General features: G+C 71.1%; 23 protein-coding genes. 15 read left to right on the top strand and 8 right to left on the bottom strand.

Annotated features, from left to right (window positions below):
- Nucleotides 1-9: 9 nt before the first annotated feature.
- Genes hpaE through AC07PU_RS15085 form a run of 12 tightly spaced genes read left to right on the top strand, consistent with a single transcriptional unit; the run spans nt 10 to nt 10,794 of the window.
- Nucleotides 10-1,476 carry a 5-carboxymethyl-2-hydroxymuconate semialdehyde dehydrogenase gene (gene hpaE / locus AC07PU_RS15140; RefSeq protein WP_495318511.1) on the top strand — a complete coding sequence of 489 codons (1,467 nt, stop codon included), beginning with the start codon at nt 10-12 and terminating at the stop codon, nt 1,474-1,476.
- Nucleotides 1,473-2,447 (top strand): tripartite tricarboxylate transporter substrate binding protein, encoded by a 975-nt coding sequence (locus AC07PU_RS15135; protein ID WP_495318509.1) that lies wholly within the window; start codon nt 1,473-1,475, stop codon nt 2,445-2,447. The genes hpaE and AC07PU_RS15135 overlap by 4 nt, the downstream gene beginning before the upstream one ends.
- Nucleotides 2,448-2,449: 2 nt before the next feature.
- A complete protein-coding gene (locus tag AC07PU_RS15130; RefSeq protein WP_489041056.1) occupies nt 2,450-2,785 on the top strand; it encodes an aromatic ring-opening dioxygenase subunit LigA in 336 nt (111 codons plus the stop codon).
- Nucleotides 2,782-3,609 carry a DODA-type extradiol aromatic ring-opening family dioxygenase gene (locus AC07PU_RS15125; RefSeq protein ID WP_057592750.1) on the top strand — a complete coding sequence of 276 codons (828 nt, stop codon included), beginning with the start codon at nt 2,782-2,784 and terminating at the stop codon, nt 3,607-3,609. Before AC07PU_RS15130 ends, AC07PU_RS15125 begins: the two co-directional genes overlap by 4 nt.
- 13 nt (nt 3,610-3,622) lie before the next feature.
- On the top strand, nt 3,623-4,030 hold the full coding sequence (locus tag AC07PU_RS15120) for a 5-carboxymethyl-2-hydroxymuconate Delta-isomerase (RefSeq protein ID WP_495318506.1): 408 nt from the start codon (nt 3,623-3,625) through the stop codon (nt 4,028-4,030).
- A gap of 17 nt (nt 4,031-4,047) precedes the next feature.
- Complete coding sequence (gene hpaH, locus AC07PU_RS15115) at nt 4,048-4,851, top strand: 2-oxo-hept-4-ene-1,7-dioate hydratase (RefSeq protein WP_413761803.1); 804 nt, start codon at nt 4,048-4,050, stop codon at nt 4,849-4,851.
- A gap of 17 nt (nt 4,852-4,868) precedes the next feature.
- Entirely contained in the window at nt 4,869-5,699 is an 831-nt protein-coding gene (hpaI, locus tag AC07PU_RS15110; RefSeq protein WP_495318503.1) for a 4-hydroxy-2-oxoheptanedioate aldolase, read from the top strand.
- A 19-nt stretch (nt 5,700-5,718) separates the two neighbouring features.
- Entirely contained in the window at nt 5,719-6,183 is a 465-nt protein-coding gene (locus tag AC07PU_RS15105; protein ID WP_495318501.1) for a nuclear transport factor 2 family protein, read from the top strand.
- A 37-nt stretch (nt 6,184-6,220) separates the two neighbouring features.
- On the top strand, nt 6,221-7,957 hold the full coding sequence (gene ilvD, locus AC07PU_RS15100; protein WP_495318499.1) for a dihydroxy-acid dehydratase: 1,737 nt from the start codon (nt 6,221-6,223) through the stop codon (nt 7,955-7,957).
- Nucleotides 7,958-7,991: 34 nt separating this feature from the next.
- Nucleotides 7,992-8,981 (top strand): Bug family tripartite tricarboxylate transporter substrate binding protein, encoded by a 990-nt coding sequence (locus tag AC07PU_RS15095; RefSeq protein ID WP_208510155.1) that lies wholly within the window; start codon nt 7,992-7,994, stop codon nt 8,979-8,981.
- An 18-nt stretch (nt 8,982-8,999) separates the two neighbouring features.
- The gene (locus AC07PU_RS15090) at nt 9,000-9,800 is read left to right on the top strand and encodes a class II aldolase/adducin family protein (protein ID WP_490876533.1); all 801 of its coding nucleotides are present in this window, start codon (nt 9,000-9,002) and stop codon (nt 9,798-9,800) included.
- A 16-nt stretch (nt 9,801-9,816) separates the two neighbouring features.
- Complete coding sequence (locus AC07PU_RS15085) at nt 9,817-10,794, top strand: 2-dehydropantoate 2-reductase (protein WP_495318497.1); 978 nt, start codon at nt 9,817-9,819, stop codon at nt 10,792-10,794.
- A gap of 28 nt (nt 10,795-10,822) precedes the next feature.
- On the opposite strand, the gene AC07PU_RS15080 is transcribed toward AC07PU_RS15085, so the two are convergent.
- Together AC07PU_RS15080 and AC07PU_RS15075 are read right to left on the bottom strand one after the other, a co-directional pair.
- Nucleotides 10,823-11,527, bottom strand: coding sequence for an alpha/beta hydrolase (locus AC07PU_RS15080; RefSeq protein WP_495318495.1), 705 nt, complete (start codon nt 11,525-11,527; stop codon nt 10,823-10,825).
- Nucleotides 11,528-11,556: 29 nt separating this feature from the next.
- Complete coding sequence (locus tag AC07PU_RS15075) at nt 11,557-12,498, bottom strand: DMT family transporter (protein ID WP_495318493.1); 942 nt, start codon at nt 12,496-12,498, stop codon at nt 11,557-11,559.
- Between the two features lie 111 nt (nt 12,499-12,609).
- Here AC07PU_RS15075 and AC07PU_RS15070 point away from each other — a divergent pair, with 111 nt between their 5' ends.
- Nucleotides 12,610-13,530, top strand: a complete 921-nt coding sequence (locus AC07PU_RS15070; protein ID WP_495318491.1) for a LysR family transcriptional regulator — start codon at nt 12,610-12,612, stop codon at nt 13,528-13,530.
- A 3-nt stretch (nt 13,531-13,533) separates the two neighbouring features.
- On the opposite strand, the gene AC07PU_RS15065 is transcribed toward AC07PU_RS15070, so the two are convergent.
- The 6 genes from AC07PU_RS15065 to alr all read right to left on the bottom strand — a co-directional run bounded on the left by AC07PU_RS15065 (nt 13,534) and on the right by alr (nt 20,354).
- Nucleotides 13,534-14,529: a tripartite tricarboxylate transporter substrate binding protein gene (locus AC07PU_RS15065; RefSeq protein ID WP_093343960.1), complete on the bottom strand. Its 996-nt coding sequence runs from the start codon at nt 14,527-14,529 to the stop codon at nt 13,534-13,536.
- A gap of 34 nt (nt 14,530-14,563) precedes the next feature.
- The gene (locus tag AC07PU_RS15060) at nt 14,564-15,772 is read right to left on the bottom strand and encodes an acyl-CoA dehydrogenase family protein (protein ID WP_495318489.1); all 1,209 of its coding nucleotides are present in this window, start codon (nt 15,770-15,772) and stop codon (nt 14,564-14,566) included.
- A gap of 14 nt (nt 15,773-15,786) precedes the next feature.
- Nucleotides 15,787-17,397, bottom strand: coding sequence for an AMP-binding protein (locus AC07PU_RS15055; RefSeq protein WP_495318487.1), 1,611 nt, complete (start codon nt 17,395-17,397; stop codon nt 15,787-15,789).
- A gap of 105 nt (nt 17,398-17,502) precedes the next feature.
- On the bottom strand, nt 17,503-18,495 hold the full coding sequence (locus tag AC07PU_RS15050; protein WP_495318486.1) for a LysR family transcriptional regulator: 993 nt from the start codon (nt 18,493-18,495) through the stop codon (nt 17,503-17,505).
- A gap of 15 nt (nt 18,496-18,510) precedes the next feature.
- Complete coding sequence (locus AC07PU_RS15045; protein WP_495318484.1) at nt 18,511-19,248, bottom strand: hypothetical protein; 738 nt, start codon at nt 19,246-19,248, stop codon at nt 18,511-18,513.
- On the bottom strand, nt 19,245-20,354 hold the full coding sequence (gene alr, locus AC07PU_RS15040) for an alanine racemase (RefSeq protein ID WP_495318482.1): 1,110 nt from the start codon (nt 20,352-20,354) through the stop codon (nt 19,245-19,247). Before alr ends, AC07PU_RS15045 begins: the two co-directional genes overlap by 4 nt.
- 178 nt (nt 20,355-20,532) lie before the next feature.
- Between alr and lplT the strand changes: the two genes are divergently transcribed.
- Both lplT and AC07PU_RS15030 read left to right on the top strand, forming a co-directional pair.
- Nucleotides 20,533-21,837, top strand: a complete 1,305-nt coding sequence (lplT, locus tag AC07PU_RS15035) for a lysophospholipid transporter LplT (RefSeq protein ID WP_093343952.1) — start codon at nt 20,533-20,535, stop codon at nt 21,835-21,837.
- A 33-nt stretch (nt 21,838-21,870) separates the two neighbouring features.
- Nucleotides 21,871-22,761: a DMT family transporter gene (locus AC07PU_RS15030; RefSeq protein WP_495318480.1), complete on the top strand. Its 891-nt coding sequence runs from the start codon at nt 21,871-21,873 to the stop codon at nt 22,759-22,761.
- The last annotated feature ends 10 nt before the right edge of the window (nt 22,762-22,771 follow it).

Here is a 22,771-nt window from a genome sequence, read left to right as displayed (position 1 = left end):
GATTCCCTCATGCAACAGATCGACCATCTCATCGGCGGCAAGTCCGTCAAGGGCTCGGACTACTTCGAGACCGTCAACCCCGCCACGCAGGAAGTGCTGGCCGAAGTCGCCTCCGGCGGCGAGGCCGAGGTGAACGCGGCCGTGGCCGCCGCCAAGGAAGCCTTTCCCAAGTGGGCCGGCATGCCCGCGCCCGAGCGCGCGAAGCTGATCCGCAAGCTCGGCGACCTGATCGCGAAGAACGTGCCCGAGATCGCACAGACCGAGACCAACGACTGCGGCCAGGTCATCGCGCAGACGGGCAAGCAGCTGGTGCCGCGCGCGGCCGACAACTTCTACTACTTCGCCGAGATGTGCACGCGCGTCGACGGCCACACCTATCCCACGCCCACGCACCTGAACTACACGCTGTTCCACCCGGTCGGCGTGTGCGCGCTGATCAGTCCGTGGAACGTGCCCTTCATGACCGCCACCTGGAAGGTCGCGCCCTGCCTGGCCTTCGGCAACACGGCCGTGCTGAAGATGAGCGAGCTCTCGCCGCTCTCGGCCGCGCGCCTCGGCGAGCTGGCGCTCGAGGCCGGCATTCCGCCCGGCGTGCTGAACCTGGTGCACGGCTACGGCAAGGAAGCGGGCGAGCCGCTGGTGGCGCACCCCGACGTGCGCGCGATCTCGTTCACCGGCTCCACCGCCACCGGCAACCGCATCGTGAAGAGCGCGGGCCTCAAGAAGTTCAGCATGGAGCTCGGCGGCAAGAGCCCGTTCGTGATCTTCGACGACGCCGACCTCGACCGCGCGCTCGACGCGGCCGTGTTCATGATCTTCAGCAACAACGGCGAGCGCTGCACGGCCGGCTCGCGCATCCTGGTGCAGCAGTCGATCTACGCCGACTTCGCCGCCAAATTCGCCGAGCGCGCCAGGCGCATCACGGTGGGCGATCCGCTCGACGAGAAGACCATCGTCGGCCCGATGATCTCGCAGGCCCACCTGGCCAAGGTGCGCAGCTACATCGAGCTGGGCCCGAAGGAAGGCGCCACGCTGCTGTGCGGCGGCCTCGAAGCACCGAACAACCTGCCCGACCGCGTGAAGAAGGGCAACTACGTGGTGCCCACGGTGTTCGCCGACGTCGACAACCGCATGAAGATCGCGCAGGACGAGATCTTCGGCCCCGTCGCCTGCCTGATCCCGTTCCGCGACGAGGCGCATGCCATCGAGCTCGCCAACGACATCCAGTACGGCCTGTCGAGCTACGTCTGGACCGAGAACATCGGCAAGGCGCACCGCGTGGCCGCGGCCGTGGAGGCCGGCATGTGCTTCGTCAACAGCCAGAACGTCAGAGACTTGCGCCAGCCCTTCGGCGGCACCAAGGCCTCGGGCACGGGCCGCGAAGGCGGCACCTGGAGCTACGAGGTGTTCTGCGAGCCGAAGAACGTGGCGGTGTCGCTGGGCTCGCACCACATCCCGCACTGGGGCGTGGCATGAGCCTGGGTCGCCGCACGTTGCTGCAAGGCACGGCCGCGCTCGCGGCACTGCCGATGCTGGCGCGCGCCCAGGCCGCGTGGCCGGCCCGGCCGGTGCGCATCGTCGTGCCCTTCCCGCCCGGCGGCACCACCGACTTCGTCGCGCGACTGGTCGGCACCGAGCTCGCGAAGACCTTGGGCCAGCCCGTGGTGATCGAGAACAAGCCCGGCGCGGGCACGGTGATCGGCGTCGACACGGTCGCCAAGGCCGCGCCCGACGGCTACAGCTTCGTCTGCGTGGCCAACAGTTTCGCGGCCAACCAGACGCTGGTGCGCAAGCTGCCCTACGACACGCTGAAGGACCTGCGCCCGGTGGCGCTGATGGGCATGTCGGAGCATGTGCTCGCCACCCATCCGGGCAGCGGCCTGAAGACGCTGGCCGACCTGCGCGACCAGGCCAAGGCCAGGCCCGGCACGCTGAGCTTCGCCTCCTTCGGCAACGGCACCTCGGCCCACCTCTCGGGCGAGATGCTCAAGCTGCAGATGGGCCTGGACATCGTGCACGTGCCCTACAAGGGCCAGGGCCCGGCGCTGACCGACCTGCTCGGCGGCCAGGTCACGATGATGTTCGGCAACTGGCCCGAGTTCCGCGGCCACGTCGAGGGCGGCAAGCTGGTGGCGCTGGGCATGGCGACCGCGCAGCGCTCGCAGTACGCGCCGAACATTCCCACACTGGCCGAACAGGGCGTGGCGATCGAGTCCAATTCGTGGAACGGCCTGCTGGCGCCCGCCGGCACGCCCGACGCCGTGGTGCAGCGCGTGAACGCCGAGGTCAACCGCGCGCTCGCGGGACCGGTGGTGACCGAGGCCTTCCGCAAGGGCGGCATCGCGTCGCTGTCGGGCTCGCCCGAGCGCTTCGCGGTCTTCGTCCAGAGCGAGATCGCGAAGTACGGCGACGTGATCCGCAAGGCCAACATCCAGATCGAGGGCTGACCATGAGCCTCTATGCGATGCAGAAATTCCTGTTCGCGCTCAACCGCGATGCCGAGGTGCAGCGGCGCTATGCCGAAGGCGGCGACACGCGCAAGGCGCTGCTCGGCGGCTACGACCTCAGCGACGAGGAGCGCGAAGCGATCGACGGCGGCGACGTCGGCAAGCTCTACGTGCTGGGCTGCAACGGGCAGCTCTTGATGCACTTCGCGCCGCTGCTGGGCATTCCGTGGGCCGACTACCTCGAGGCCATGCGCGAGGGCGTGCGCAAGTACGGGCCGGTGCGCGCCGGCATCTATGCAATGACGACAAGCACAGACGAAAAGGTGGCGGGCGTATGAGCCTCGTATTCGCAGGCGTGTGCAGCCACGCCCCCGGCATCACCGGCCGCGCGCATCTCGCCGACCCGGCGGTGAAGGACGAGTTCCACGCGCAGTTCCATCGCTTCGGCGAGGCCATGCGCGCGACCAAGCCCGACGCGGTGATCGTGATCGCGGCCGAGCACTTCGCGAACTTCTTCATGAACAACATGCCGGCCTATGCGATCGGCATGGCCGACAGCTACGAGGGCCCGATCGAGGACCCGAAGTGGCTCGGCATCGAGAAGCACACCATCCCGGGCGACGCCGCGCTGTCGCAGCGGCTGATCCGCGAGGTGATGCAGACGGTGGACGTGGCCTATGCCGAGGAGTGGAAGTTCGACCACGGCATCATGGTGCCGCTGAACTTCCTCACGCCGGACTTCGACACCAAGGTGATCCCGGTCAACATCAACTGCCAGGGCCCGCCGCTCACGCCGCTGCACCGCGCCTGGGCCTTCGGCGAGGCGCTGCGCCGCGCCTGCGACAAGGTGCCCGAGCGCATCGCGCTGGTGGGCACCGGCGGCATCTCGCACTGGCCGGCCACGCCCGATTCGGGCAAGGTCAACGCCGAGTGGGACGCCGAGTTCATGCGCCGCTGGTGCGCCAACGACCGCGAGGCGCTGCTGTCGCTCGACGACTACGGCGACGAGGCGACCTACCGCGAGGCCGGCCAGGGCGGCTTCGAGATCCGCACCTTCCTCAGCGTGGCCGCGGCCGCGCGCGGCCAGGGCGAGATCTTCCACATGAAGGCCATTCCGATCTTCGCGGTGACCTGCACGGCCGCGACGATGTCGGTGGTTTGAACGGAGCACGACCATGCCGCACCTGGTGATCCTCTACACGCCCAACATCGAGGCCGAGACCGACATGTCGGCGCTGTGCCGCACGCTGGCCGACACCATGCTCGAGCAGCGCGACGAGGCCGGCAAGCCCGTGTTCCCGATCGGCGGCACGCGCGTGCTGGCCTACCCGGCCGCGCACTACGCGGTGGCCGACGGCAAGGCCGACTACGCCTTCGTCTACCTCAACCTGCGCATGGCCGCGGGGCGCTCGGAGGCAGTGAAGAAGAAGGCCGGCGACGAGCTGCTGGCCAGGGTGCGAAGCCACTTCGAGCCCGTCTTCTCGCAACGCCACATCGGCATCACGCTGCAGATCGACGAGAGCCCCGGCCAGGTCTACGACGGCAAGCACAGCAACCTGCACCCCCTGTTCAACAAGAGCTGACCCCCACACACACCGCCATGCTTTCTTCCGACACCATCGCCCGGCTCGCGGCCGAACTGCACGAGAGCGAACGCTCGCGCGTGCAGGTCGAGCATTTCTCCAAGCGCTTTCCCGAGATGACCATCGAGGACGGCTATGCGATCTCGCGCGAATGGGTCCGGCAGAAGATCGCCGAGGGCCGCGTGGCCAAGGGCCACAAGATCGGCCTGACCTCGCGCGCGATGCAGCAGTCGAGCCAGATCACCGAGCCCGACTACGGCACGCTGCTCGACGACATGTTCTTCGAGCAGGGCTCCGACATCCCGTTCGCGCGCTTCATCGCGCCGCGCATCGAGGTCGAGCTGGCCTTCATCCTCGGCAAGCCGCTCAAGGGCCCGGGCGTGACCATCTTCGACGTGCTCGCGGCCACCGACTACGTGGTGCCGGCGATCGAGATCATCGATGCGCGCATCGAGCAGTTCGACCGCCACACCAAGGCGCCGCGCAAGGTCTTCGACACCATCGCCGACAACGCGGCCAATGCCGGCATCGTGATCGGTGGGCGGCCCGTGAAGCCCGACGCGGTCGACCTGCGCTGGGTCAGCGCGCTGCTCTACAAGAACGGCGTGATCGAGGAATCGGGCGTGGCCGCGGCCGTTCTCAACCATCCGGCCACCGGCGTGGCCTGGCTCGCGAACAAGCTCGCGCCCTGGGACGAACACCTGGAGGCCGGCGAGGTCGTGCTCGGCGGCTCGTTCACGCGCCCGACCACCGCGCTGCCCGGCGACACCTTCCATGCCGACTACGGCCCGCTGGGCGCCGTGTCGTTCCGCCTCGTCTGACCTTTTCGGAATCCTCCATGCACACCCCCATCAACCTGTTCAAGAAGGCCATGGCCGAGAAGCGCGCCCAGATCGGCCTGTGGGTCGGCCTGGCCGACGGCTACGCGGCCGAGATCCTGGCCGGCACCGGCTACGACTGGCTGCTGGTCGACGGCGAGCACGCACCCAACGACGTGCGCTCGGTGCTCGCGCAGCTGCAGGGCATCTCGAGCGCCTGGTCGGCGCTGCCCGAGGGCGCGACCCGGCCGCAGCCGATCGTGCGCGTGCCCGTGGGCGACACCACGCTGCTCAAGCAGTACCTCGACATCGGCGCGCAGACGCTGCTGGTGCCGATGGTCGACACCGCCGAGCAGGCCGCGCGCATGGTGCAGGGCATGCGCTATCCGCCCGAAGGCATCCGCGGCATGGGCAGCGCGCTCGCGCGGGCCTCGCGCTGGCAGGCCTATCCGAACTACCTGCACGAAGCCAATGCCCAGACCTGCCTGCTGGTGCAGGCCGAGACGGTGGAGGCGATGAAGAACCTCGACGCGATCGCGGCCACGCCCGGCGTCGACGGCGTGTTCATCGGCCCGGCCGACCTGTCGGCCTCGATGGGCTTCGTGGGCCAGCCGAACCATCCCGAGGTGCAGGCGGTGATCGCCGACGCGGTCGCGCGCATCCAGAAGGCCGGCAAGGCCGCGGGCATCCTCTCGACCACCGAGGAGCAGGCACGCAAGTGGCTCGCGGCCGGCGCCACCTTCGTGGCCGTGGGGGTGGACACCATCGTGCTGGCCGCGGCCGCGCGCCAGCTCGCCGCCAAGTTCAAGAACGGCGCCGCCCCGGCCGCGCCCGCTCCCAGCAGCTACTGAAGCAACGACAGGAGTCCGCATGCGCCGCCTCGCCCTCAAGTTCCTCGCCGCCGCCGCCGTGCTGGGCCTCGCGGCCTGCGCCCAACTCCCCGCCACCGGCCCCGGCGCGCAGCAGGAAGCCAACCGCCAGGCCGTGCTGGCCTTCTACGAGAAGGGCCTGAACCAGAAGGACGCCGAGGCCGCGCTCCAGTACGTGGGCAACCGCTACGTGCAGCACAACCCGACCGCGGCCGACGGGCCCGAGGGCTTCCGCAAGTTCATCGCCTTCCTGCGCGAGAAATTCCCGAACTCGAAAAGCGAGATCAAGCGCAGCTTCGCCGAGGGCGACTACGTGATCCTGCACGTGCACGCGGTGCGCGAGCCCGGCACGCGCGGCAACGCGATCGTCGACATCTTCAAGCTCGAGAACGGCAAGATCGTCGAGCACTGGGACGTGATCCAGCCGGTGCCCGAGACCGCCGCCAACAGCAACGGCATGTTCTGACCCTTTTCCCCCACCCGAGCCAGCCCGCCGCCAGCCGATGACCACGCCCACCGATCCCAAGCCGCCGCGCTTCCGTTCCGCCACCATCCGCGAGGGCACGATCCGCGCGACCACGCGCAGCTTCCTGCATGCGCTGGGCCAGGACGACGAGGACATCGAGCGCCCGCACGTCGGCGTGTTCCACACCGGCGGCGAGATGAGCCCGTGCAACCTGAACCTGCGCGAGCAGGCGCAGCATGCCAAGACCGGCATCTACGCGGGCGGCGGCACGCCGCACGAATGCCCGGTGGTGTCGGTCAGCGACGGGCTGACCATGGCGCACTCGGGCATGCGCTTCTCGCTGATCTCGCGCGAGCTGATCGCCGACAGCGTGGAAGCCTCGGTGCGCGGCCACCAGTGGGACGGCATCTTCGCGATCGGCGCCTGCGACAAGAACCTGCCGGGCCTGATGATGGGCATGGTGCGCTGCAACGTGCCGAGCGTGTTCGTGCACGGCGGCTCGGCGCTGCCGGGCCAGATGCCCGGGCCCGACGGGCGCGACCTCAACGTGGTCGACACCTACGAGACCATCGGCAAGGTGCTGGCCGGCACGGCCACGCACGACGAGCTCGACGCCATGAGCCGCGCCTGCCTGCCCACGGCCGGCGCCTGCGCGGGCCAGTTCACGGCCAACACCATGGGCATGGTGTCGGAGGCGCTGGGCCTCGCGCCGATCGGCTCGAGCATGGTGCCGGCCGTGTTCAGCGAGCGCGCGCCGCTGATGCGCCGCGCCGCGAAGACGCTGATGAAGGCCGTGATGGGCGACAGCCCGCTGCCGCGCGAGATCGTCACGCGCAAGGCGCTCGAGAACGCCTGCGCCGTGGTCTCGGCCACCGGCGGCTCGACCAATGCCGCGCTGCACCTGCCGGCGATCGCGCACGAGGCCGGCATTCGCTTCCACCTCGACGACGTGGCCGAGGTGTTCGCGCGCACGCCGCTCATCGCCGACCTGCGCCCGGGCGGGCACTACCTCGCGCGCGACGTGTTCTACATCGGCGGCGCCGGCGTGATCCTGCGCACGCTGCTCGAGCAGGGCTTCCTGCACGGCGACGTGCTCACCTTCACCGGCCGCACCATGGCCGAGGAACTGGCCGACGCGCTGGCGCCCGACGGCCGGGTGGTGCGCGAGGCCGGCAACCCGATCACGCGCGACGGCGGGCTGGCGGTGCTCAAGGGCAACCTCTGCCCCGACGGCGCGCTGCTCAAGACCGCCGGCCTGCAGACGCTGGTGCACCGCGGCCCGGCACGCGTCTTCGATTCGGAGGAACAGGCGCAGACGGCGGTGCAGAACCGGCTGTACGAAGCGGGCGACGTGATCGTGATCCGCAACGAGGGCCCGAAGGGCAGCCCCGGCATGCGCGAGATGCTGGGCATCACCGCCCTGCTCTACGGCCAGGGCATGGGCGACAAGGTGGCGCTGCTGACCGACGGCCGCTTCTCGGGCGCCACGCGCGGCCTGTGCATCGGCTATGCCGGGCCCGAGGCGGCCGACGGCGGCCCGATCGCGGCGCTGCGCGACGGCGACCTGATCGCGATCGACGCGCGCGCGGCGGCGCGCACCATTTCGGTGGAACTGACGGACGAGGAGATCGCGCGGCGCCTCGCCGGACGTGAGGTAAACGCGGGGGTCCCGCGCGGTGGCTTGCTGGAAAAATACGCGCTCACCGTGCGCCCGGCCCACCAGGGCGCGGTGACCCATTCGGGCGCGGTCACCTGGCTGCGCGACGAGTCCTGACCCCCAACCACCGTTACCCGGAGACAGAACCATCATGAGCTTCACCCGCCGCCAGCTGCTGCAGTCCACCGGCGCCTCCGCGCTGCTTGCCGGCATCGGCCAACGGGCCTTCGCGCAGGCCGGCATCGAGACCGCGACCATCGTCACCGGCTTCGCGGCCGGCGGCACCTCGGACACGATCTGCCGCCGGGTCGCGACCAAGCTGAGCCCCGACTACGCGCGCGCGGCGGTGGTGGAGAACCGCACCGGCGCGGGCGGCCAGATCGCGGTCGGCTACGTCAAGGGCCGGCCGGCCGACGGCACCACGATCCTGCAGACGCCGACCTCGATCCTCACGATCTACCCGCACATCTACAAGAAGCTGCCGTACGACCCGATGGTCGACCTCACGCCCGTGACCATCGGCTGCATCTTCGACTTCGGCTTCGCGGTCGGCCCGGCCGTGCCGGCCAGCGTGAAGACCGTGCCCGAATTCCTGGCCTGGGCCAAGGCCAACCCGGCCGGCGCCAACTACGGCTCGCCGGCCGCCGGCTCCACGCCGCACTTCATCGGCGCGCTGCTCGGCAAGAAGGGCGGCGTCGAGCTCAAGCACGCGGCCTACCGCGGCACGCAGCCGGCCATGCTCGACCTGCTGGGCGGCAACATCTCGGCGGTGTCGGGCCCGATCGGCGACATCACGCAGCACCTGCCCACGGGCAAGGTGCGCATCCTCGGCGTCTCGGGCGCCAAGCGCAGCCGCTTCGCGCCCGACGTGCCGACCTTCGGCGAGCAGGGCATCCAGGACATGGCGCACAGCGAGTGGTTCGCCTTCTTCCTGCCGGCCAAGGCCTCGCCCGAGCTGGTCGCGAGGCTCAATGCCTCGATGAAGAACGCGTTGGCGCAGAAGGACGTGGTCGACGGCCTCGGCACCTTCGGCCTGGAAGCCATGTCGTCCACGCCCGCCGAGCTGACCGAACTGTTGAAGAAAGACACCGCCAAGTGGGCGCCGATCGTCAAGGAAGTCGGCTTCACCGCGGAAGGCTAACCCCATGAAGGAACTGCAATGACCCCTCTCGCCACCACCACGCCGTCGTCCGCGTCGGCCCTGGTCCATCCCTCGATCCATCCCGACGAGCGCGCCGCGCGCGAGGAGCTCGCGGCCTGCTATCGCATCTTCGCGATGCTGGGCTGGACCGAGATGATCTACAACCACATCACGGTGCGGCTGCCCGACAGCGTGACCGGTGGCGAGAAGCAGTTCCTGATCAATCCCTTCGGCCTGCACTACAGCGAGGTCACGGCGAGCAACCTGGTGAAGATCGACCTGCAGGGCCGCGTGCTCGACGGCTCGACCTTCCCGGTCAACCCGGCCGGCTTCACGGTGCATGCCGCGATCCACGACGGCCTCGAGGGCGCGCACTGCGTGATGCACACGCACACCACCGCGGGCGTGGCCGTGGCCTGCCTGCAGGGCGGCCTGCAGCAGACCAACTTCTATACCGCGCAGCTGCACGGCATGGTGGCCTACCACGAGTTCGAGGGCATCACCATCCACGCCGACGAGGGCCCGCGCCTGCTGCAGAGCATCGGCGACCGCAACGCGGTCATCCTGCGCAACCACGGCCTGCTGGCCTGGGGCCAGACCTTGCCGCAGACCTTCGCGATCCTCTGGACCCTGCAGCGCGCCTGCGAGATCCAGATGGCGACCTTCTCGATGGGCGCCGCGATCCCCGTGAGCGAGGAGATCGCGCGCCGCTGCACGCGCGACGCGCTGCAGTTCAGCCCCGCGCATGGCGCCGGCCAGGACGTGTTCAATGCCCTGGTGCGCCAGGTCGACCGCATCGATCCTTCCTACCGCGCCTGACCGCTACGATCCGACCATGAAGATCTGCATTTACGGCGCCGGCGCGATCGGCGGATGGATCGGCGTCGGCCTCGCACAAGCGGGCCAGCGCCTCAACGTGGTGGCGCGCGGCGCCACGCTCGAAGCGCTGCAGCGCGACGGCCTCTCGCTGATGCGCGGCGACGTGCGCACGCGCGTGCCGGTGAACGCGGTGGCCGACCCGGAAGAACTCGGCGTGCAGGACCTGGTGGTGATCGCCGTCAAGGCGCCGGCGCTGGCCGGGGTGGCCGAGCGCATCGCGCCGCTGATCGGTGCCGACACCATGGTGCTGACCGCGATGAACGGCGTGCCCTGGTGGTTCCTCGAGGGCGGCTTCGGCGGCCCCATCGCGGGCCACCGCCTGGGCGCGGTCGACCCCGACGGCGCGATCGCGCGTGCCATTCCAGCGGCCAACGTGATCGGCGGCGTGGTGCACTGCAGCTGCTCGCTCGACGCGCCCGGCGTGGTGCGGCATCACTTCGGCAACGGCCTGATCGTGGGCGAGCCCTCGGGCGAGGCCACGCCGCGCGTGAAAAAGCTGGTCGAGCTGCTGCAGGCCACGGGCATCGAGACCACGCTGTCGCCGCAGATCCAGCGCGACGTCTGGTTCAAGCTCTGGGGCAACATGACGGTGAACCCGATCAGCGCGCTGACCGGTGCCACCACCGACCTGATCATGGGCGACGACTACGTGCGCGGCTTCATCTCGGCCGTGATGCTCGAGGCCAAGGAGATCGGTCGCCGCATCGGCATCGAGATCGCGCAGAGCCCGGAAGACCGCCACGCCGTCACGCGCAAGCTCGGCGCCTTCAAGACCTCGATGCTGCAGGACGTGGAGGCCGGCCGCTCGGTCGAGCTCGACGCCCTCGTGACCGTGGTGCGCGAGCTCGGCGAACTGACCGCCGTGGCGACGCCGTTCACCGATGCGCTGCTGGGGCTGGCGCGCCTGAAGACGCGGCAGCTCGGCCTGTACTGAGCTGTACTGAGCGGCGCTGGCCCTGGCGCTACGCCAGCGTGCGCAGCGCGGCCTCCAGCACGCGCGCGTGGTCCCGCGGATGCGCGGGCAGCCATTCGTGCAGCTTGTGGCCCGCGCCCGCGAGCCGCAGCACTTCCACGCTCTTCGCGCGCCGCGCCCGCTGCGCGTACTGCGCGAGCACCGCGGCGGGAATGACAGCGTCCTCGTCGCCGAGCACCAGCAGCAGCCGGCCCTCGAAGCGATCGAGCGCGGCGAAGGCCGGCGAGGCCGCGTAGTCCTCGTCGCGGGTCGCGCGCAATATGCCCTGGAAGCGCGGGCCGAAGGGCGCGCCCTCGGCCTCGGCCACGTAGGCGGCCGGGCAGAACAGCACCAGCGCGGACGGGTTCAGCACCGGGATCAGCGCGCAGGCGATGTGGCCGCCCATGCTGCTGGTGATCAGCGACATCGACCGGCCCGGTGCCACCCGCTCGGTGACCGTCCGCGCCTGCGCCACGCGGTGCGCGAGGCTCGAGCCCTCGAGCTGCCCATCGCTCTCGCCATGGCCGCAGAAGTCGAAGGAGGCGCAGGGCACGCCACCCTGCACCAGGCCGTCGAGCAGGTAGCGGATGCCGCGCCGCGAGGCCTGGACGCCGCCGCCATGCAGCGCCAGCACGCGCGGCGGCTCGCCCAATGCATTCGGAAGGATCGAGCCCCGCAGGGTGTGGGGGCCATGGGCCACGGAGAAATCGGTCATGCACGCCGAGGATGCCATGCCCGGCGGGCTCAAGCCCGGCGCGGCGGCAGCGTGACCCACCACGCGGCCGCGACGATCATCGCGCCGCCGATCCAGCCGCCGGGGCCGACCCGTTCGCCGAAGCCCCAGACCGCGATCAGCGCGCCGAACACCGGCTCGCTGCCCATCAGCAGCGACACCCGGCTCGGGCTGGTGCGCGAGGCCGCATGGTTCTGCGCGAAGAAGGCGAACACGGTGCACAGCAGCACGAGGTAGGCCATGCCCCACCAGAACGAGGCCGTGGCCGGCGGCACATGCCAGGCGCCGCCCGACACCGCGAGCGCCAGCACGGCCGCGCCCAGGGCCATGGTGCCCGCCTGCACCGCGGTCAGCGTGAGCGCCGGCAGCGCATGGCGGCCCGCGAGGCGGCGCGTCAGGCAGACCATGAGGGCGCGCAGCACGGCGGCCGCGACCATCAGCGCATCGCCCCAGCCCAGGCCAGCGGACGTCGCCGAGGCATGCGCGCTCAGCGACAGCAGCGCGGCGCCCGCGAGCGAGATCGCCGCGGCCGCGAACACGCGCGGCGCGGGCCGCTCGCCGAGCAGCCACCATTCGGCCAGCGGCGTGAAGGCCACGCACAGGCTGATCAGGAAGGCGGCGTTGCTCGCGCTGGTGAGCGAGACGCCGAAGGTCTCGCAGACGAAGATCGCGAGCAGGTTCGCGCCCAGCAGCCCGCCCACCGCGAGCCCCTGCCGCCATTGCGGCCCGACGAGCGGGCGCAGCGCGGGCAGCAGCACGAGGAAGGTCAGGCCGAAGCGCAGCGCGACGAACTCGAGCACCGGCAGTTGCAGCGTGGCCTGCTTGGCGACCGCATAGCTGCCGCCCCAGACCGCCGCCACCAGCAGCAGCATGAGTTCGGCCATGCCGAAGCCGGGCCGGGCCGGCACGCCGCCGGGGGTGAGGGCGACGCCGCCCGCGCGCTTTGAATCCATACTCCGCCTGTTCGATGCCGGTGCCCGCGCGCCATGCGCGGGACCGAGGCGGAATTGTTCCGGGCATCGATCGCGGCGAGTAGCCATCCGCAGGAACAGGACTGTTGCACCGTGGGACCGAATTCATTCCTCAAGGTACTGCCCGAGATGGTGGCCTTCCTGCGCGTGGCCGAGCTCGGCAGCTTCTCGGCCGCGGCCGAGCTGCTGGGCATCACGCCCTCGGCCGCGAGCCGGCAGGTGAAGCGGCTCGAGAAGGAGATCGGCGTGCAGCTGCTGCAGCGCACGACGCGCCAGCTGCGCCTGACCGAGGCCGGCGCCGAGGCCTTCGAGCGCTGCCGCGAACTGGCGGCCGCGGCGCAGGACACGATGGCGCTGGCGCAGCGCTTCTCGGCCGAGCCGCGCGGGCTGGTGCGGCTGAGCGCGCCCAAGGCCTTCGCGCGCCGGGTGCTGCATCCGCTGGTGCTGGACTTCCTCGCGCGCCATCCCGCGGTCGACGTGCAGCTGATCGTGGAGGACCGCGACATCGATCCGATCCGCGAGGGCGTCGACCTCGTGGTGCGGCTCACCACCGAGCCGCCCGAGGGGCTGGTGGCGCGGCGGCTGATGGCGGTGGCGCACATCCTGGTGGCCGCGCCCGCGTACCTCGAGGGCCATGCGGCCATCGCGCACCCGCGCGACCTCGCGGCCCACAGCTGCCTGTCGCTGGGCGAGCACGAGCGCGACAACCACTGGCGCTTCAGCCGCCCCGGCGAGGACGACGTGGAGGTGACGGTACATGGCCGCTACATCGCCAACCACAGCGAGATGCGCATGGAGGCCGCGACGGCAGGCCTGGGCGTGGCCTGCGTGCCGGCCTTCTCGGCGCAGCAGTCCCTGGGCGAGGGCCGCGTGGCGCGCGTGCTCGGCGACTGGGAGTTCCGCGGCAACTACCACGGCCATGCCTGGATCCTCTATCCGCCGAACCGCTTCACCGTGCCCAAGTGCCGGGTACTGATCGACCACCTCGTGGCGCACCTCGGCACCGAGGGCTGAGCCTCACTGCGGCTGCAGCCCCGCCTGCTTCATCATCGTCTCGGTCAGCGCCATCTCCTGCGTGAAGCCGCGCGTGTACTCGCGCGCGCCCTGCGGGCTGGCCAGGCCGCCGTTCTCGGCCAGCGTGGCCTGCACCGCGGGCTGCGCGAGCGCCTTCTCGAAGGCCGCGCGGATGCGCTCGGCGATCGCATCGGGCGTGCCGGCCGGCACCGAGATGCCGCCCCAGGAGGTCAGCTCGACGCCCTTCACGCCGAGCTCGGCCAGCGTGGGCACCTCGGGCAGTGTGGGGTTGCGGCGCGCGCCCGCGATCGCGAGCGCCTTGAGCCTGCCGGCCTGGATCTGCGGCGCGGCCACCGACAGGATCGGCGTGCCGAACACCACCTGCTGGCCGAGGATGGCGTTGACCAGCTCCGAGGCGCCCTTGTAGGGCACGTGCGTGGCCTGCGCGCCGAGCGCGTTCAGCAGCAGTTCCACGCCGAGGTGCGAGGGCGTGCCCACGCCGCCCGAGGCGTAGTCGAGCTTGCCGGGGTTCGCGCGCGCCTTCGCGGCCAGCTCGGCCAGGCTCGCGATGCCGGCGTTGGCGTTCACCACCAGCACGATGTCGGAGGTGGTGAGCCGCATGAGGTGGCGGAAGTCCTTGAGCGCGTCGTAGCCGGGGCTGCGGTACATGCGCATGTTGGCGGCCATCGGCGCGGCCGAGTAGATCCAGGTGTAGCCATCGGCCGGCGCGCGCGCCACCAGCCGCGCGCCGATGTTGCCGCCCGCGCCGCCCTTGTTCTCGATCACCACCGGCTGGCCCAGCAGCGGGCCCACGGCCTCGGCCAGCACGCGCGCCGTGATGTCGGGACCGGTGCCCGCGAGGTAGGGCACGACCCACTTGATCGGGCGCTCGGGCCAGGGCGCGGCGGCCGCGCGGGCGCGCGAGGCGGCCGGCAGCGCGAAGGCGGCCAGCGCGGCGGAAGCGGTGCCGAGGAAGCGGCGGCGGTCCGTGAAGCACATGGGGTTGTCTCCTTGTCGTTCTTGGTTGATGCGTTCAGCCCGGAAGCTCACCGAGCAGCTCGCGCGCGATGGTGTTGCGCTGGATCTCGCTGGTGCCGGTCAGCACGCGGTACATGCGCAGCATGCGGAACAGGAACTCCACGCGCCGGCCCTGCACGATGCCCTCGCCGCCATGGATCTGCACCGCGCGGTCGGCGATGCGGAAGGCCGACTCGGAGCAGAACAGCTTGGCCATCGAGGCCTCGGCGCGCGCCTCGGAGCCGGCATCGATCTGGCGCGCGGTCGCGAGCATCAGCGCGCGCGCGGCCGCCAGCTCGGTCGCCATGTCGGCCAGCAGGTGCTGGATCGCCTGGAACTGGCCGATGGCGCGGCCGAACTGGCGCCGCCGGCTCGCGTACTCGCAGGCATCGCGCAGCGCCACCGCGGCCAGCCCCACCATCGCGGGGCAGTGCAGCAGCCGGTTGACCGTGATGCGACCGAGCGCGAGCGCGAGGCCGCGGCCGGGTTCGCCCACGAGGTTCGCCACCGGGATGCGGCAGTCCTCGAGCACGATGTCGCCGGTGTGCGACTGGCCCGCCATGGTCTTGTAGCCGGCCTCCACGCGCACGCCGGGCTGCGCGAGGTCGACGAAGAAGGCGCTGACCTCGCGCTGCGCCGGGTCGCTCGCGGTGGAGGCCATCAGCACCGCGAAGTCGGCGAAGGGCGAGCCCGAGATGAAGCGCTTGCGGCCGTTGAGCACGAAGTGTTCGCCCTCACGCACGGCGCGTGTCTGCACCGCGCCCGCGTCGGAGCCGGCCTCGGCCTCGGTCAACGCGAAGCAGATCGCCTTCTCGGCGCGCGCCACCGGCACGATGAAGCGCTCCATGTGGTGCGGCGTGGCCTTGCGCACCAGCGCACCCACGCGCGGCGGGCCGCTGAGCTCGCCGAGCACGTGCGGCGCCAGCGGCGAGCCGCTCGCGTAGATCGCTTCCTTGACGAGCACGTGGTCGAGCACCGACAGACCGAGCCCGCCCATGGCTTCGGGCAGGGTCATGCCGTAGAAGCCCAGCGCCTGCGAGCGGCGCCAGACCTGCTGCAGCAGCTCGCGGCTCGCGCCGTGCTCGTGGTCGATGCCGTGCGCGCGCACCAGGTCGGCGAGTTCGCCGTGCAGGAAGTCCTCGATGCGCGCGATCAGCTCGGCCGCGCGCGCGGAACCTTCGAAGGGGCGCGCATGGGCGCCGGACGACGGGAGGGATGCGTTCATGTCCGTCCCCGCCTTCAGTTGACCATGCGGCTCTGGCCGGCCCAGTACGGCGCCTGGATCGCCTTGCGCGCGACCTTGCCGTTCGGGTTCTTCGGCAGCGCGCCCACGAACTCCACGCGGCGCGGCCGCTTGAAGCCGCCGAGCCGCTCGGCGCAGAAGGCATCGAGCGCGCCCGTGTCGAGCGCATGGCCGGGCTTGAGCACCACGTGCGCGGCCACGGCCTCGCCCCACTTGTCGTCGGGCACGGCGAACACGCAGGCATCGGCGACGGCCTCGTGCTGGTAGAGCACGGCCTCGACCTCCGAGGGATAGACGTTGAAGCCGCCGCTGATCACCATGTCCTTCTTGCGGTCGACGATGTAGACGAAGCCCTGGTCGTCGGCGCGCGCGAGGTCGCCCGTGTGGTAGCGGCCGTTCTGCAGCACCTCGGCCGTGAGCTCGGGCGCGCGCCAGTAGCCGGCGAACACGTCGGGGCCGCTGACCACGATCTCGCCGATCTCGCCGCGGGCCACGGGTTGGCCCGCGTCGTCGACGATCTCCACCAGCGACTCGAGGAAGGGCCGGCCGCACGAGGCCAGCCGCCCGGGCGCGGCGGCGCGCGCGAACAGGTGGTCCTCCACGCCGAGGCCGCAGACGCCCGAGGTGGTCTCGCCCGCGCCGTAGCCCTGCGACAGCACCGGGCCGAACACGTCCATGGCGCGCAGGATGCGCGCGGGCGCCATCGGCGCGGCGCCGTAGCCCAGGCGCTGCAGGTCGGGCAGCGGGCGGTAGCGGCCCTCGAGCTCGGCCAGCAGCATGTTGATCATGGTCGGCACCATGAAGGTGTGGGTCACGCGCTCGGCCTTCATGTCGGCGAGGAAGCGGCCGGGCTCGAAGCCCGCGAACAGCCGGATGGTGGCGCCGCTGCACAGCGCGGGCACGATCTGCATGCCCGAGGCATGGGTGACCGGACCGACCAGGCCCAGCAGGTGGCCTTCGCGCATGCCCTCGGAACGCACGAGGAACTTGCGCAGCTGCGCGAGCCGGTTGCCGAAGGTCTGCATCGCGGCCTTGAGCACGCCCGAGGAGCCCGAGGTGTAGTGCAGCACGGCGATCTCGTCGGCCTCGACGCTCGCGGCCTCGAAGGCATCGCTGGCGCGGCCGAGCGCGCCCTCGTAGGAAGCGGCGTCGCCTTCGGGCACGTCGACGAACAGCAGCATGGGGCGCGCGTCGCCCTTCAGGTGCGGCAGGAAGCTTTCGGCGCGTTCGGCCGTGGTGACGATCAGCGCGGCGCCGCTGTTGGCGACGATCTCGCCGACCTCGGCGGGCGAGAGCCGCGCATTGAACGGCGCCTTGACCAGCGCAGCCTTGTAGCAGGCCAGCTCGACCTCGACGATCTCGATGCAGTTCGGCAGGTAGATGCCGACGCGGTCGCCGCGCGCGAGGCCCAGCCCCAGCAGCGCGTTGGCGAGCCGGTTGGAACGGCGGTCGAGCGCCTCGTAGCTGAGGCTGCGGGATTCGGTGCGCAGCGCGATCCGCGGGCCGTGCAGGCGCGCGCAGCGCGAAACGAGTTCGCCGACGTTGGCGACCCGGGGGGTGGTCTGTGGCAAGGGGTGTCTCCTGGGGGCAGGCATGCGTTCGTGCATGCGATGCGCCACTGTCCGCCAAAGCGGCCCAGCACGGGAAATACCGTTTGCTGATGCCGAGCCATCAATCGCATTGATGGCCTCGGTTGCAAGACCGGCGCCGCGCTATGCCTCGGGCTCGACCTCGGCCAGCAGCTCGGCCTCCCAGCGGCCCTCGGCGATCAGCCGCGCGGCCTGCCGCACGAGGGCGCGCGCCACCACCTGGGCGGCGGGATCGGGGGCGCGGTCAGCCGGCGTGGCGATGGCGTAGCTGCGCTGCAGCGCGGGCCGCACCACGCGCGCCGCGATCCAGCCTTCGCCCGCGGGCGGGTTGTCCGACAGCGCGCAGGCCGGCGTGAAGGTGAAGCCGGCGCCGCAGACATAGAGCGAGCGGATCACGCGCGCCGAGTCGTGCTCGTGCGCGAGGTTGAGCGCCACGCCGAGCGTGGCCGCGGCCTCCTCCACGCGCTGGCGGATCGCGAAGCGGCGCGACTGCAGCACCAGCGGCAGCCGGGCCGCGTCGGCGAAGTCGATCTCGGGCCGCGGCGCGGGCCGGGCCTTGCTGCGCCGGCCGGCGCGCAGGCGCGGCGCCACGCTGCCGTCGCGGTCGAAGCCGCAGGCGAAGATGGCCTCGCGCGCGAGCGGGCGGCAGGCCAGGCCCTCGACCTGCGGCGTGTCGACCAGGATGCCGACGTCGGCGCGGCGGTCGAGCATGGCCTTCTTCACCATCAGGCTCAGGTCGTCGAGCACGAACACGCGGATGCGCGGATGCGAGGCCTTGAGCTCGGCCAGCACCGGTCCGAGCAGCAGCGAGGCCAGCAGGAAGGGCACGGCCACCGTGACCGAGCCCTCGGGGCCCTGGGGCAGCCGCTGGATGCGCTCGCGCACCGCGTCGGCATCGGACAGCAGGCGCCGCGCGTCCTCGTAGAGCTGCAGGCCCGCGGGCGTGGGCGTGACGCCCGCGTGCGAGCGGTCGAACAGCTGCGCGCCGAGCTCGGCCTCGAGCTTCTTGATCTGCGCCGTGAGCGCCGGCTGCGCGATGTAGAGCGTGCCCGCGGCGCGCGAGAGGCTGCCGGCCTCGAGCACGGCGATGAAGTAGCGCAGGGTGCGCAGGTCCACGGTGCGGGCCTCGCCTCAGCGCCCGAGCAGCATGCGCACCGCCTCGGGCAGGCTGCGCGCCTCGGGCAGGAAGTGGTCGAGGGTGGCGCCGAGGAGCACGGCGCAGGCGACCGCGCCCAGCAGCGGCTTCCAGGTCAGCCGCACCGCCGCCAGGAGCCAGCCCTCGCGCGCCACGCGCACCGCGGCGCGCGCCGAGACGTACGAGAACGCCACCTCGATCGCCACGGCCAGCAGCGCGTCCCAGCTGAAATACAGCAGCACCAGCGAGCCGGCGCCGAGCACGACGGCGATGCAGACCAGGAAGATCGCGACCACCGGCACGACCACCACGGCGCCCTCGTCGGCACCGCCGGCGACCTCGAGCGCGCCGCTGGCGGCATCGGACAGCAGGCCGCCGTCGGCCCTGGCACCCGAGCGCGCGAGCGCGCTGCCCGCGTCGAAGGCCAACTCGCCGGCATCGCCCGCATCGACCGCGTCACCGAGGTCGGCGCGCCCCTCCACCAGCCGCTGCGCCCACCAGCGCAGCACCAGCAGGTAGCCGAGGTAGCCCACGCCCAGGGTCATGAAGTAGCGCACCGCGAGCGACTGCACGCCCAGCAGGTGCATCTGCAGCGCCGAGGCGCCCCACATCAGCAGCAGCGTGAAGCTGCCGATCAGGATGCCGTGCGTGCGCAGGCTGTGGTGGCGGTGCAGGTCGCGCTCGACCTGCGTCTCCCAAAGGCGCACCGAGCGCCAGTTGGAGAGGACCTTCATCGGTCGTGGTCGACGGTCTCGGGTGCGAAGGGCACGCGCTGGGCCACCGCGCACATCAGCTCGTAGCCCACGGTGCCCGCGGCCCGCGCCACCTCGTCGATGGGCAGCACCGCATCGTTGACGGCCGAGCGGCCCCACAGCGTGACCTCGGTGCCGAACTGCGCGTCGGGCACGGGCGTGAGGTCGACCGTGATCATGTCCATGCTGACGCGCCCGACCATGCGCGTGCGCACGCCGTTGACCAGCACCGGGGTGCCGGTGTCGCAGTGGCGCGGATAGCCGTCGGCATAGCCGACCGCCGCGATGCCGATCCGAAGCGGCGCATCGGCCGTGAAGCGCGAGCCGTAGCCGATGGTGTCGCCGGGCTGCAGGGTCTGCACGCCGATCAGCTTCGTCGACAGCGTCATGGTGGGCTGCAGCTGCCAATGGGCGGCATCGTTGGCCGGGAAGTCGGGGGCGCTGCCGTACAGCACGATGCCGGGGCGCACCCAGTCGCCGCGCGTGCGCTCGGCATGACGCAGGGTGGCGGCGCTGTTGGCGATCGAACGCTCGCCCGGCAGGTCGCGCGCGGCGCGCTCGAAGACCTCGACCTGGTGCGCGATGCCGCGCTCGCCGTCGGCGTCGCTGAAGTGGGTCATCAGCGAGATCTCGTCGACCTGGGTCAGCGCGTTGAGGCGGGTCCAGGCGGCGGCGAAGCGCTCGGGCGTGAAGCCCAGGCGGTTCATGCCCGAGTTCATCTTGAGGAATACGCGGTGCGGCTGCAGGGTCTTGTGGGCCGCGAGCATGTCGATCTGCTCGTCGCAATGCACCGTGTGCCAGAGATCGAGCCGCGAGCACAGCTCGAGGTCGCGCGCCTCGAACACGCCCTCGAGCAGCAGCACCGGGCCGCGCCAGCCCAGCGCGCGCACGCGCTGCGCCTCGGCCAGGTCGAGCAGCGCGAAGCCGTCGGCGCCACGCAGCCCCTCGTAGACGCGCTCGATGCCGTGGCCGTAGGCATTGGCCTTGACCACCGCCCAGACGCGGGAATCGAGCGCATTGCGGCGCACGCGCTCGAGGTTGTGGCGCAAGGCAGCGGTGTGAACCGTGGCGAGAATGGGGCGGGGCATGGCGAAGGGTCTTTGAAAACGATTTGCAGACCACGTTTTAGCATCTTCGGGAATGGGGTCGAATACGCAGAAGCTGCCTGCAGGGCCTGTCGTACCCCCATGCTATAACCGCCCACTCGCCTTCCACGCGACACTTTTTCACTACTGCCAGCGACCCCCCTGGCCAGCCAGCCCATCGATGAAGCGCGGTTTCTACACGATCATGTCGGCCCAGTTCTTTTCGTCGCTGGCCGACCAAGCGCTCTTCGTCGTTGCGGTCGATCTCATGCGAAACGCCGGCGCGCCCGAATGGCAGCGCGCGGCGCTGGTGCCGATCTTCGCCGTCTTCTACGTGGTGCTCGCGCCGCTGGTGGGCGCCTTCGCCGATGCGCTGCCCAAGGGGCGGGTGATGTTCGTCAGCAACGCCATCAAGGTGTTCGGCTGCCTGATGATGCTGTTCGGCTCGCACCCGCTGTTGTCCTATTCGATCGTCGGCCTGGGCGCGGCCGCCTATTCGCCGGCCAAGTACGGCATCCTCACCGAGCTGCTGCCGGCCTCGCAGCTGGTCAAGGCCAACGGCTGGATCGAGGGTCTGACGATCGCCTCGATCCTGCTGGGCATCGTGCTCGGCGGCTCGCTGGTGGGGCACGCGGTGTCGAGCAAGCTGCTGGCCTTCGACATGCCCTTCATCGACACCGGCATCGATTCGCCGGCCGAGGCCGCTCTCTCGGTGCTGATCGTGGTCTACATGGTCGCGGCCTGGTTCAACACGCGCATTCCGCACACCGGCGTCGAGATGCGGCCGATGCGCTCCAACCCCGAGCACAGCCTGGCGCGCAACCTGGTCGGCCTGCTGCCCGACTTCTGGCACTGCAACGCCCGCCTGTGGCGCGACCGCCTGGGCCAGATCTCGCTGGCCACCACCACCCTGTTCTGGGGCGCGGGCGGCAACCTCAAGTACATCGTGCTGGCCTGGGCCTCGCTGGCGCTGGGCTACAACACCACGCAGGCCTCGATCCTCACGGGCGTGGTGACCATCGGCACCGCCGTGGGCGCCATCGTGGCCTCGATGCGCATGCGGCTGGACATGGCCACCCGCGTGATCCCCATGGGCATCGCGATGGGGCTGATGGTGATCTGCATGAACTTCATCGGCAACGTGTGGCTCGCGGTGCCCTTCCTCATCATCCTGGGCGGCCTCGGCGGCTTCCTGGTGGTGCCGATGAACGCGCTGCTGCAGCACCGCGGCCACAACCTGATGGGTGCCGGCCGCTCGATCGCGGTGCAGAACTTCAACGAGCAGGCCTGCATCCTGCTGCTCGGCGGCTTCTACAGCGTGTGCACCGGCCTGGGCCTGTCGGCCTACGGCGCGATCAGCGCCTTCGGCTTCGTGGTGGCGGGCTGCATGTGGATCATCAAGCGCTGGCACGAGAACAACCTCAAGAAGTACCCCGAGGAAGTCGAGCACCTCCTGGCCATCGCCCGCAGCGACAAGCACCACTGAGGGCCCGGCTATGCTCGGCGGTTTGCCCGCCCGATGCCCGCCCTCGCCCTGATCTTCAATGCCTTCGTCTGGGGGCTGTCGTGGTTTCCGTTCCGCCACATCGAAGGCCATGGCCTGCATCCGGTGTGGACCACCTGCCTGATCTACCTCGCGATCGCCACCGTGGTGGGCCTGCTGCGCCGCGGCGCCTGGGCCGGCTTCGCGGGCCATCCGATGCTGGTGCTGCTGGGCCTCGCGGCCGGCTTCACCAACGTGGGCTTCAACTGGGCCGTGACGCAGGGCGACGTGGTGCGCGTGGTGCTGCTGTTCTACCTGATGCCGCTGTGGAGCGTGCTGCTGGGCTGGGCCGTGCTGGGCGAGCGGCCCACGGGTGGATCGCTGGCGCGCGTGGCGCTGGCGCTGGCCGGCGTGGCGGTGGTGCTCAAGACGCCGGGCACCGACTGGCCCGTGCCCTCGAGCCTGCCCGACTGGCTCGGCGTGGCAGCGGGCTTCGGCTTCGCGGTCACCAACATCGTGCTGCGCCAGCTGCGCGCGGCGCCCGGCGAATCGCGCGCGCTCGCGATGTTCTGCGGCTGCGCGGTGGTGGCGGGCACGGCCGCGCTGACCGGCACCGCGCTCGGCGCCTTCGCGCCGCCGACCGCCGCCGCGCCGGGCTGGATCGGCTGGGCCGCGCTGCTGGGCTTCGGCTTCGTGATCGCCAACGTCTGCCTGCAGTACGGCGCCGCGCGGCTGGCGGCCAGCGCGACGGCGGTGATCATGCTGTCGGAGGTGCTGTTCGCGAGCGTGTCGTCGGTGGCGCTGGGCGCGGCCACGATGAACTCGCGCATCCTCGCGGGCGGCGCGCTGATCGTGGCGGCCGCGGTCTGGTCCTCGTTTGCGCGAACGCCCGCCGCGAGCGAAGATCGCGCTCCTTCGACCCCTTGAGGAAATCCCC

The sequence above is a fragment of the Variovorax sp. GW821-FHT10D07 genome (genome assembly GCF_059415325.1).
Note: the sequence above shows the minus strand (reverse complement) of the source record. Positions and strands in the feature narration are given on the sequence as shown.